The following is an 8,308-nucleotide window of genomic DNA, read 5'->3' on the forward strand; positions in this document are numbered from 1 at the left end:
CTTTTTGCCGTCATCGATGCCTCGTTTTTTTACTAGCATACGGCATTTTCACGCTTGGGGCATCAATGATGCCATAACTACTGGGGCGGTATAACCACAGCCTGCCGGGGAGGAAAACATTTGGCATCAGCTACCACTGGATAGCTCTTTTAACGACATACAAGATGGCGTTCACAATGATTCTTTTCGTATGTTTATGGTTATTGCCGTGTTTGCTGACTGGATCAAATTCCTTTTCTCATCACTTATACCCGTTTTATATGACATCTCTTAGCCTGTCATCAATGAGTCATTGATTCTAATGGAAATCATTTCTCCAGACAGCTTCTTAAGCTTTGCTTTTTGGGAAATCGCTATAACTATAAATTAGGCAACACCCAGATATTTTCGATACAAACTAATGTTATGGCTCTCGTATCTCGTATATTAATCCCGTTCTCCGAACGCTACTCTTTCTTGACTTCCAGAGCGATGATTAATTGTCGCGCTGCGGTTGGCCAGATCAATTTCAGCTTAACAGCTTGCATAATCTTTTCATATCCCCCCTCTGATTGAGACACAGTGAAGTGGGGCCGGGCACATAATCTGACTGGCACAGACGCATCAAGTGTCAATGTTCCTTGCAGCGCACTGTCTTCCAGACTAATGTCGGTTACATCGGCAAGATCAAGAAATTGCCCAAAACCTCCTAGTACAGTTGTCCCGTCTTTTATATAGCACCCACCCGGACCATCACAACTAGGCATAGCTAAATTTAATTCAGTTTCCAGATAGCCCATCAAGTTTCCTGACAAGCTATATGAAGCCAATAAACGGTTCCCGGCAAGCTCAAACTCCTTAACTATTTGCCATTGATCGGTATTAGACTGGAAACGGATATGGCAATCATCATGTGACTCGAGTTGATAAATCAGCGATATTCCATTTAAGCTATCCAAAAATAAGTTTTGCGCATGATTGTCAACTTCCAAGTCAGAGGGAGTAATGTGGTGCTTGAAATTGATCCGATCATGCGCAGAAGCAATACCTGCATCGCTGTGTCTGGGTATATCATGCGCATCCAACCGTATTCCGCAATAGTAATGCTCTATTTGGCGATGCAACGTGTCACCAAAATTATGTTTGAGTAGATAGGCATCGAATTCACAAATGCTGGCACCTCCATCGAGCTTGACTACAGTCTGAAGTATTCCATTGTGCAAATAAGCCTCTTCCACGCCGTCCAGATCGGTATCTTCGATGAAAAAAGCAGGACGTGGTGTACAGGCATCCAACAAAGCTTCTAACTCGATGATGTTATTGTATATAGCACGTCGTAGATGAGGAAGATACAGACCACCAAATAAGCCATGCCAATAAGCATCATTAGCTTGTGAAGCATACAGTTTTTGCCTCATTACATCAGAGCGCTGCATTTCTGGCAGCGCAGCAAAACGAGCAGAAAGGCATAACATACGCTTGTGCATCCAGTTCGATTCTGGATAGCGGGAAAAAAAATTTTTCCAGATACCTCCTCGTAGAAACGATTTGTTATGCTCATACCAGCCAGCTGATTTTGCCTGATAGACCAGATCAGCATAGGCATTAGCTGGCTCAGCAGGTAAAGTCCACTCATTCATCTCAATGTAAGAGGTGGTGGGAAGGTAGATTACTCCGCGTGTTTTCTCTGATGCATGATAATCACGATAGTGTCGAGGAAGAATTTTAGAAGAAGCGAGCACGCCCTGAATAAATTGCTCAAGCCAACCTTTCTCGTATACCCATTGATAGGTTTCAGGCCAGATGCCGAATTTCTCGATGTCATCAAAATAAATTGCAGCAACGGATTTGTTTATCGCTGAGTTTTCAACCAGGGATTCGATATAAGCCACTGCTTCATGTGCTGGAGAAAAAGGCAGTTTATAACGAAGCATCTCGGAAATGGGAAAAAGATCAAGTGTACGAGCGTCTTCCTCGGTAGTAAAAAAACCATTGAGTTCTGCTTTGGTTTTACCTGCACAAATAAAATGATAATCATCTACGATTGCATAGCGAATACCGCAATCCACCAACGCGGGCACTACTGTTGACTCCCAAACTCGCTCGGTAAGCCAAGCACCTTGAGGACGCTGCCCCAATCTTTTCTCCAGTTTCTTGGAAAAAGTCTCGATTTGTCCGATACGGTCCCGATTTGGAATAACCGCCAATACCGGCTCAGTTTCTCCTGCACTGAAAAGCTCCACTTGCCCCCGTATGACCATATCGCGCAGCAAAGCCATATCATCGGGATAATGCTCAAACAAGAAGTCAAGTAACCAGCCAGAAAAATGGAGAGCAAACTTAAAATCCGGATAACGATACAAAACCTGCAAGAAGGGCTTGTAGCAACGCAAATGCGCATCGACTAAAACCTCAGCAAAATTACCCACTGGCTGATGCGCATGAACACCAAAAAGTAAAGATATAGATTGAGATGTCACTAAGTTTTACTCATTTAGCTATAAATAATTTAGAGTTACTAATCCACCCAGTATTTTTTACTGATATGATCCATATACTTACATCAAAATTCATCTTAATTGGATTAGATTTACGATGAGCGTCGCATCGTTTCAATTACTTCAGTATATCGTCCACCATGACTGATGGGCTCAAGCACAGTTGCTGGTATAGGCAGTTTTAGCAAATGATAGAGGTTAGAAAGATTTCTGCGAAACAATTGATCGAAGCTAGCAACCGCTTGTGGAGAGTTATAATCACCAAACCACCAGAACCAGTCTGAGCTCTCACATGAAGCAAGCTGCTGTTCTGCCAAAGATCTTTCCTCCTCAGTTAGACGCCCACTCTTCATAACAAGATCATAGCTCTGTTTAGCGGCACATAATAGATCCCAGGCTAAATTTTTGTCATGATCGCTTATCCAGGTCGAAAAGGTACCGTAAACCCAGCTTCCTGCAGATAGCGCGGGTAAAGTTTTGATTTCAGTCTGCGTATAAACTAAATTCCCAATGTAGTCACGATAAGTAGTTGCTTGAATGAACGAGTGATTTCCAAGCAATTCGTAAAGATCGTTGAGAAAATAGTAACCATTATAAGGATAAGATTCCCAGGCATTTTCACCATCCAAAATGACACTTACAACCGGATACGGGATCGATTGCACCTCATGATGAATTTTTTCCAGCATATGAACAAAATTTTCTGCTGCATCGCGTCCGAACCATTTGGAATATTCGAATCCAATCATATCGGATAATTTGTCATCACGAAAAAAGCACAATATACCGTCTTTTTCATCAGATACCCGGTAGGGACGGTAAAGATAGTGATTACGATCCGGCAAAGATTGATCTGGATACGATTTATGCAAGCTGTTAACCAATACACCCTCGCCACTGGCACTCCACTGACAACCCAATTCCATCAGGATATTCAGTAAGGCTTTTGATATGCCCCCCTCGGCAGGCCATACACCGGTTGGCTGAACTTTAAAGCGCTGTTTATGGCTGCTCATGGCTGATTTCAAATGGAACATAATGCGTTCACGCCCTCCAGGATAAGCTGGGCTAGCGGGCAAAGTAGCATCAGGAAGGCTATCACAAGCTGCTGAGAAATCAATCAGCAAGGGGGCTAGCGGATGAAAATGAGGAGTAGTGGACAGTTCGATTTGACCTGATGCAGCAAGTTCACGGTAGCGCGGAATCAATTTCTGGATAAGCTCTCCAATAAGACTGAACAATTGCATTCGGTCTGCATAACTGAAATTTCTGCCTTGCGTCATGAGCTGCACTACGATCTCATGATTCCGGCGCACACTTTCACCTGTCCATGCGAGGTGGTACCACGTTAACAAATCAGCCAAGTACTGACCTGAAACATAGATCAAATCCATATCCCCGTGTTCTTTCAACATATCATACAAATCATGCAGGTGCTGATAGGCTGGATAAGGTTTCTGCATGGTCATGTGGTTGCTCTGGAAGCAGCTGTGCAATATACGTAAGCGCTCACTCACCGTGATCAAATTCAGATCAGGAGTAGCAAGCAAGCGCAATAACGGATCACGTATTTTTTTCTGTGCAAATTGCTGAGCATAATCTTCAAGTTGATCCAGCAATATTGGCACAAAATTGACGATCGCTTTGACACGAGGATGTCTTTCTAGATGGTGCGCCATGTCAGTATAATCTTTGATTGCATGCAGATATACCCACGGCAGCATAAACTCTCCTGTTTCATGGTCCCGGTAATCGGGCTGATGCATATGCCATAATAAAACAAGACTCAGTGGTTTCATGACCTAAATAACCAGCTATCTATTACTCAAGAAAAATCTGATGGCTAAAGCCACCAGATTGCCACATTACATGGAATACAACATCCATTCTGTTGCTATGACACATACCTTGAGCCCAGGTTCGCAATTACCTTCCACTCATTCTCTCCAGATCTTCCTTAACGAATTTGGTGGATGCATTGCCCCAGCATTTCCGGGGTAATGAGTGTTATCCCCTTTTTCGTTACATAGAACTGCTTACTATCCTCTTTTGGATCGAATCCAGCTTTCAATCCTTCTGGAATGACGCAGTTTTTTTCAACTACCGCTCGCCTCAAATGCACGTGCCGGCCTATATCCACATTGGGAAGTATGACCGAGTCCTCGACAGTTCCGTAGCTGCGAACCTGGACATTGGAAAATAATAATGAACGTCGGATGGTTGCACCGCTAATGATACAGCCTCCTGAAACCATGGAGTCTAGCGCATGCCCACGTCGATCATGATCATCAAAAACAAATTTGGCGGGCGGCAATTGTTCCTGGTAAGTCCAGATCGGCCAGTCTTCATCATACAGATTAAGATCAGGCGTTACTGTCGTGAGATCGATATTGGCTTCCCAGTAAGCGTCCACAGTACCCACGTCGCGCCAGTAAGGAACACCGGCAGCCATATTGACACAACTGCTCTGGAAGCGATGCGCATAAACACGATGATGCCTGACCAGGTAGGGAATCAAATCCTTACCAAAATCATGAGATGAATAGCTGTCATCGTGATCGCGGATCAATTGCTCAAACAGAAAAGATGCATTAAACAGATAAATACCCATGCTAACCAGCGCACGATCCGGTTGATCCGGTATGGGCGCAGGATTGTCAGGTTTTTCAGTAAAATTAGTAACATGCCATTTATCGTCTACAGCCATAACTCCGAAAGCTGTGGCTTCTTCCACAGGCACCTCCAGGCAGGCAACCGTTATGTCCGCTCCTCTTTCTGCATGCTCGACAAGCATTCTACTGTAATCCATTTTATAAACATGATCACCGCCCAAAATCAGAACATGATTAGGACCATGATAACGCAGGATATCAAGATTCTGAAAAACAGCATCTGCTGTACCTTGATACCACGTCTCTTCGGTTCGCTGTTGCGCTGGAAAAAGCTCAACATACTCTTTGAATCGTCCATCAAGAAAGCTCCAGCCCCGCTGGATATGGCGAATCAAGCTCTGCGCCTTATATTGAGTAACCACCCCAATACGCCGAATGCCTGAATTAACACAGTTGGAAAGGGGAAAATCTATAATGCGGAATTTACCACCAAACGGAACGGCTGGTTTAGCGCGCCAATCTGTCAGATGGTGCAAGCGACTACCGCGGCCACCTGCCAGTATTAATGCAAGCGCATTATGTGTAAGCATCCAATATCTCCCGATCTGAGAGTATCCATCTATTTGACAACAGTATGGATACCAGTGCATCAACCATATAGCGAACAACAAAGTACAGAAAAAATAATCCAGTAAACGTACTACATATTTACCACAAACAGGCTTCGCTGCTTTAGAATATGAATTGCACTATGCAGTCTTTTGTATTTACACTATCTCATCTTACTTGATCTTAATCCTCATTTCCAGACATACTAGTCTCAGTTTGGTACGTTAATTACGGTCCGAGCTTATGAAATCAGAATTTACCTACGCAAAAATTGATTCATTGCGAGAAACGTTGCTGGCTGCACGATTACACAATCCATTTGTTTATTTAGGCAAGCATAAAAAACAGGATGATGAGCTGGTAAGAGTATTCCAGCCGTACGCCACTCACATTTGGATCCAAACATCTGACGGCTTTGAGTTGATGACCGATGTGCACGATGATGGCATCTTTGAGTGGCATGGCAAAATACCCCCTGCACACCCCTATCTGCTCCGGGTCGAGGAAAATACCGCAATAGGGACCGTTACCGTGCGTGAATTGCACGATCCCTATGCTTTTCCTTTGCAAATTTCCGATCATGATTTGTATTTATTTAATGAAGGCAACCTGCGCCAGGCTTATCGAACGTTAGGTGCGCATTTGGCAACCATTGATGGAATTGCCGGTATTCGCTTTGCGGTCTGGGCACCCAATGCAGAACGCGTGAGCATAATTGGTGATTTCAATCGTTGGGATGGACGGGTTCATCCGATGGCAGCCCATCATTATAGCGGCGTATGGGAATTATTTATTCCTGACTTGCCAATCGGCGCACTTTATAAATATGAAATCCGCAATCGTGATACCGGTGAGATCCTGGCCAAGACCGATCCTTACGCGAATTACTATGAGTTGCGTCCCAGTAATGCAGCTTATGCACCAGTTTTAGAAAATTTTGTCTGGGGGGATACAGACTGGATGCAAAGACGCTCTAACTGGAACTGGCTACATGCGCCACTGAACATCTATGAGGTCCATGCAGGTTCATGGAAGCGGCATCCAGATGGACGTTTCTATACCTATCGTGAGCTTACCCAGCACTTGATCCCCTATTTACTCGAAATGGGCTATTCACATGTTGAATTATTGCCGGTATCAGAGCATCCACTCGATGAGTCCTGGGGCTACCAGACAACAGGTTATTTTGCAGTAACGAGTCGCTATGGCTTACCGGAAGACTTCAAATTTTTTGTGAATGCCTGTCATCAAGCGAACATAGGGGTCATCCTGGATTGGGTACCCGCCCATTTTCCCCAAGATGCCTTTTCCTTAGCTCGCTTCGACGGCACTGCCTTGTATGAACACGAAGATCCTCGTTTAGGATTTCATCAGGACTGGGGAACGTTTATCTTCAACTATGGGCGCAACGAGGTGAAATCATTTTTACTATCAAGCGCACATTACTGGTTAAATGTGTTTCACCTCGATGGATTACGTGTTGATGCGGTGGCTTCGATGCTCTATCTCGATTACTCACGCAAATCAGGAGAATGGCTGCCTAATAAATACGGTGGCCGGGAAAATCTCGATGCGATCGATTTCCTGCATGAGCTCAATATCATGGTACATGAAGAGTTTCCCGGCGCTATAACTTTGGCGGAAGAATCCACTGCATGGCCAGCGGTATCACATCCGACTTATGTGGGGGGATTGGGGTTTTCCATGAAATGGAATATGGGCTGGATGAATGACACGCTCACTTATATGAAACATGATCCTATCCACCGGCGATATCATCACAATGAGTTGACTTTTAACCAACTGTACGCCTATACCGAAAATTTTGTACTACCGCTCTCGCACGATGAAGTCGTGCATGGCAAAGGGTCACTGCTGGCCAAAATGCCGGGAGATGGCTGGCAGAAATTTGCCAACTTGCGTTTGTTATTTACCTACCAAATGACCTGCCCTGGCAAAAAGCTCAATTTCATGGGTAACGAGTTTGCCCATGGAACTGAATGGCAGATTAGCAAAGAGCTCGATTGGTATTTGCTGGAACATGAGTCTCATCGTGGCGTACAGATGGCATTGCGCGATCTGAATCTTCTTTATCTGAATACACCCGCATTGCACCAGCTTGATTTTTTCATGGAAGGATTTAACTGGATCGACTGTCACGATGCGGGCCAATCGGTGATTAGCTACTTGCGTCGCGCGCAAGATGGCTCATTTAGACTAATTGTGCTGAATTTCACACCGGTGCCACGCATGAAATACCGTATAGGTGCTCCCTCTGGCGGCTCCTATCAAGAAATATTCAATAGTGACTCAATTTACTATGGCGGCAGTAATATGGGCAATGCCGGCTGGATCAACACGACCGGCGAACCCTGGTTAGAATTTGCAGACTCCCTCGTGATCACCCTCCCACCATTAGCCGGCATTATCTTGGCTCCCACGAAGGCTTGAACAACCTTGTCCTGATGACCCCTGCTTCAATAGCGTCAGCCCCCCCATACGACAGCAACACTAAAAATGAGCGTAGTAATCGGCCTTCGGCCGCAATGCGTTTGAAAGAAACACGATGCGGCGAGATGTGCGGTAAAGTGGAATACCGCGACGGCGAAG

Annotated in this window: 5 protein-coding genes; 1 reads left to right on the plus strand and 4 read right to left on the minus strand. The window is 44.8% G+C overall.

The features are described 5' to 3' along the window. Positions 1-446: 446 nt before the first annotated feature. From BLW34_RS07715 to glgC, 3 genes are all read right to left on the minus strand, one after another. Positions 447-2,459: an alpha-amylase/4-alpha-glucanotransferase domain-containing protein gene (locus tag BLW34_RS07715; RefSeq protein ID WP_090577839.1), complete on the minus strand. Its 2,013-nt coding sequence runs from the start codon at positions 2,457-2,459 to the stop codon at positions 447-449. Between the two features lie 110 nt (positions 2,460-2,569). Then, the gene (locus BLW34_RS07720) at positions 2,570-4,276 is read right to left on the minus strand and encodes a glycoside hydrolase family 57 protein (protein ID WP_090577842.1); all 1,707 of its coding nucleotides are present in this window, start codon (positions 4,274-4,276) and stop codon (positions 2,570-2,572) included. A 158-nt stretch (positions 4,277-4,434) separates the two neighbouring features. Beyond that, the gene (gene glgC / locus BLW34_RS07725; RefSeq protein WP_090577844.1) at positions 4,435-5,679 is read right to left on the minus strand and encodes a glucose-1-phosphate adenylyltransferase; all 1,245 of its coding nucleotides are present in this window, start codon (positions 5,677-5,679) and stop codon (positions 4,435-4,437) included. 262 nt (positions 5,680-5,941) lie between these two features. Between glgC and glgB the strand changes: the two genes are divergently transcribed. Beyond that, positions 5,942-8,149 (plus strand): 1,4-alpha-glucan branching protein GlgB, encoded by a 2,208-nt coding sequence (glgB, locus tag BLW34_RS07730; RefSeq protein ID WP_090577847.1) that lies wholly within the window; start codon positions 5,942-5,944, stop codon positions 8,147-8,149. On the opposite strand, the gene BLW34_RS16420 is transcribed toward glgB, so the two are convergent. Continuing rightward, the coding region (locus BLW34_RS16420; RefSeq protein WP_218138805.1) for a hypothetical protein at positions 8,124-8,308 on the minus strand (185 nt) is incomplete at its 5' end. The genes glgB and BLW34_RS16420 overlap by 26 nt on opposite strands.

Source organism: Nitrosomonas sp. Nm58 (assembly GCF_900107335.1).
Classification (GTDB): Bacteria; Pseudomonadota; Gammaproteobacteria; order Burkholderiales; family Nitrosomonadaceae; genus Nitrosomonas.